The sequence below is a fragment of the Corallococcus sicarius genome (genome assembly GCF_003611735.1).
Classification (GTDB): Bacteria; Myxococcota; Myxococcia; order Myxococcales; family Myxococcaceae; genus Corallococcus; species Corallococcus sicarius.
In genome coordinates, this window is record NZ_RAWG01000536.1 from 1 (window position 1) to 3456 (window position 3456).

Here is a 3456-nt window from a genome sequence, read left to right on the forward strand (position 1 = left end):
TCTCCACTCGCTGGCCAACGTCGTGGGTCGTAAACACGGCGCGCCCGCGGAGCTGGTCACCCGCGCCTTCGAGCGCCTGGGGATGGCGGAGTCCCTGCGCAAGCAGCTCTCCTCCCAGACCCTGCCCAGCGACTGTCGTTCTTCGAACTGACGCGCGCCGAGGGCAAGACCACCCTGGAGGAGGCCATCGAGGCCACGGAGCACCGTTTCTCGCTCCTGCGCACCCTGGAGCACCGCTACAACGGCCCCCACGGCGAGCTGACGCAGGTGGACATGGAGAACGCGCTGCGCCAGCACGGCATCATGGAGGTGCTGGAGGAGCGGGAGCGCAACAACCTGCTGACGGCGTTCGCCGCGCAGCGGGGCGCCACCGGCCGCGTGGCCTGGGCGCTGGGCCTGAGCCCCAGCGAGCTGCAGCGGCTGACGCGCGCGCTCCACCTCTCCGCGGAGGTGGAGAACCTGCGCGAGCGGTTCCGCTCCGAAGTGCTGTCCAACTCCCACCTCACCCACCGGCTGGATCTGCTCGGCCGGGACAAGTACCTGGCGGACCTGGGCATCCAGAAGAAGTTCACCGACTCGCTCCGCAAGGAGCTGGAGCGGCTGGTGAAGGATGTGATGTCGGACGCCACTGATCTCCACTCGCTGGCCAACGTCGTGGGTCGTAAACACGGCGCGCCCGCGGAGCTGGTCACCCGCGCCTTCGAGCGCCTGGGGATGGCGGAGTCCCTGCGCAAGCAGCTCTCCTCCCAGACCCTGCCCCCTTCGCCCTGAGACGAGGTACCCACCCCATGCCCATCTACGAGTACGGCTGCTCGGCCTGTGGAAAGACCATCGACGTGCTGCAGAAGATGTCCGACCCCGCTCCCGCCGCGTGCACCGCGTGCGGTGCCGGCGGCACGCTGACCAAGCAGGTCAGCCGCTCCAGCTTCCACCTCAAGGGCGGTGGCTGGTACTCGGACCTCTACGGCTCCACCAAGAAGGACGGCGGAGGCGCCTCGTCGTCTTCGGCCTCCACGCCGGCGGCGGCGTCGAGCACCGCCGCGCCGGCCAGCAGCACGCCCGCGGCCAGCAGCGCGCCCGCGGCCGCCTCCGGTAGCACGTCGTCCGCGTCCGGCGACAAGTCGTAGCGGACGCGCGGCCGGCGGGAACACCGCCGGCCGAAAATTCGCTGGGGGCCCGGGGAGGCCGCACACTTCGTGTCGTGCCCTTCCCGCCCTCGAAGCGTCCCCCCCGCCACTGTGCGCTGTGCGGTCATCCGGAGCTGACGGATGCGCGGGGGCAGGGGCGGTTCCTCCTGGTGGCCGACCCTCATGGCCGGGGCCCGGTGTGTCCCGCGCAGCGCGGCTGCCGCAACGGCAAGCTGGCCGCGACGGACACGCCGGCGCTGACGCAGGCCAGCCGCTAGGCTAAGCAGGCACCTGTTCCGCGCGCGTTCCATCCCGCGCGCGTCCAGGTGCCATGTCGCCTTCCTCCTCCCGTCCGTCGTCCCTCCTCCTGGTTCCGCTGCTGGCCCTGGCCTGTGCCGGCGCCGGCTGCGCGTCCGCCACCCGCATGTCCCCCGAGGATCGCGCCTCGTTGGACCGCGCCCTCACCGGCCCGGACGCGGATCAGTACCTGCGCGTCTCCGCGTACCTGACGCCCTTCTTCGGGGACGGCTCCAAGCGGCTCCTGACGCCCTACCCGCCCGAGGACGTGCGGCTGCTGGACGACACCAGCGGCAAGCCCATCAACCCCGGCGCCATCCAGGCCACGGTGCCCGCGGGCGCGCGCGTGCGGATCACCAAGGTGGAGTTCCCCACCGCGTGGGTCGTCACCGAGCGCCTCCTCTACACGCCGCGCTCCTGGCCGTGGGTGTACCTGACGGTGGAGGGCGCGCCGCCGGGTGAGCAGGTGGTGCTGGTGCTCCCGCCCAACCTGGACCGGCCGGACGACTTCCGCGCGGAGCTGGAGAAGACGCTGTCGCCGCGCCCGGTGAAGGAACTGGACGGCTTCAGCGCCGCGGTGAAGGAGGCCGTGCGCACGAAGAAGCTGGTGGCGGACATGCCCGCGGACGCGGTGCGCATGGCGTGGGGCCCGCCGGAGACGGTGCGCCGCTCGCTGGAGGGCACGGCGAAGAACGAGGAGTGGCGCTACGCCGGGGAGCGCCGCAAGGCGTTCCTCACCGACGGCCGCCTGGTGCGCGCCGAGGAAGCGGGCACCGCCCTGCTTCCCTGAGGGACCTCCGGGAGGCGGCTAGCGACGGCCACCGCGGCGGTGCTGCTTCTTGCCGCCACCGCCCCCGCCGCCCTTGCGCTGGGCCTGGGCCTCGCCGGGACGGGTGAGGCGGGGCAGCTCGCCGGCCATCACCGGCCAGTAGTCGCCCTTGAAGAGCTCCTCCACGAGCTGCGCCTGGGTGAGCACGTCGCGCTTGAAGAAGGTGGCACCCCGGCCCATCTCGTCCAGGGAGCCGCGCGCGTCGCTGCCGCCCACGCAGGGCAGCTTCAGCACGTCCGCGGCCTCCACTGCCAGGTCGTTGGCCGTCTGCTTCACCTTGGCGTTGTAGCCCTCCACGGCGCACAGCACGCCCGACAGCGAGCGCACGTACTCCATGGCGGGGTTGGGCACGTCCCTGTCGAAGGGCCGCGCCGCGACGATGGCCGCGCCCAGGGCCTTCACCTTGGGCAGGCACTCCGCCGCGCTCCACGGCTTCTCCCGGTTGCTGCCCCACAGCTGCACGGGCTCCGGCGCCAGCTCCGGCTTCGGGAAGAAGCACAGGTACTGGCCGCGGTCCGTGACGAGCTCCAGCCCGACGAAGACCTTCACCTTGGCCTTGGCGCCGATCTCGAAGAGCTCGTCGCAGCCGTCCTGGGTGTTGGTCTCCGTGAACGCGACCGCGTCCAGGCCGAACAGCGCCGCCCGCTCCAGCACGGCGCGCGGCTCCAGGTCGCACCCCTTGGACAGGTGGGAATGGGCGTGTAGGTCGATGAGCATGGGCGACGCGTGCCTAACAGGCCTCCCAGGGCCTGTCGAGCCTGCGCGAAGGCCCGGGAAGGCGGCCGTGAAAAGGCCTGTCCCTCAGGCGAAGGCGTAGGACTGGAAGTTGCCCTGCCTGGCCTGGGTGTTCTTCTCCTCGTAGGTGCGGATGAGGTAGCCCATCAGCATCAGCGACGAGGTGTTCTCCAGCACCCGGGACGGATCCTTGGAGATGAGGTTGGCGCTGTAGTTGAGGAAGAACTGGGCCAGCTCCTCGCCCGCCTCCTTGACGATCAGGGCGTTCAGAGCGCTGGGCTCCATGGTGCGGATGGTGTTGATGAAATCCACCGCGAGGTCCTTCTTCGTCTTCATGTCCACGGTCCTGCCCCCTTTTTCCCGCCCATGCCCTAGGGACCGCCGTGGTCCCAGGCCCCGCCCCAATCCAAGAACCGGGTGCGACCGGGTGAACCTATGCACGCCGGGTGGTGTGCAAACCCCCACCTC

At 70.9% G+C, this 3456-nt stretch carries 5 protein-coding genes; 3 read left to right on the top strand and 2 right to left on the bottom strand.

All coding sequences use genetic code 11. From position 1 onward, the window contains the following. Window positions 1-273: 273 nt before the first annotated feature. The 3 genes from D7X12_RS40240 (at window position 274) to D7X12_RS40255 (ending at window position 2214) form a co-directional block, all read left to right on the top strand. On the top strand, window positions 274-771 hold the full coding sequence (locus tag D7X12_RS40240; RefSeq protein ID WP_208719607.1) for a hypothetical protein: 498 nt from the start codon (window positions 274-276) through the stop codon (window positions 769-771). A 17-nt stretch (window positions 772-788) separates the two neighbouring features. Next, entirely contained in the window at window positions 789-1127 is a 339-nt protein-coding gene (locus tag D7X12_RS40245; RefSeq protein ID WP_120630419.1) for an FmdB family zinc ribbon protein, read from the top strand. Between the two features lie 331 nt (window positions 1128-1458). Continuing rightward, a complete protein-coding gene (locus D7X12_RS40255; RefSeq protein ID WP_120630421.1) occupies window positions 1459-2214 on the top strand; it encodes a hypothetical protein in 756 nt (251 codons plus the stop codon). 18 nt (window positions 2215-2232) lie between these two features. On the opposite strand, the gene D7X12_RS40260 is transcribed toward D7X12_RS40255, so the two are convergent. Further along, window positions 2233-2970, bottom strand: coding sequence for a PHP-associated domain-containing protein (locus D7X12_RS40260; RefSeq protein WP_120616058.1), 738 nt, complete (start codon window positions 2968-2970; stop codon window positions 2233-2235). A gap of 84 nt (window positions 2971-3054) precedes the next feature. Continuing rightward, entirely contained in the window at window positions 3055-3330 is a 276-nt protein-coding gene (locus tag D7X12_RS40265; RefSeq protein WP_120630422.1) for a hypothetical protein, read from the bottom strand. Between the last annotated feature and the right edge of the window lie 126 nt (window positions 3331-3456).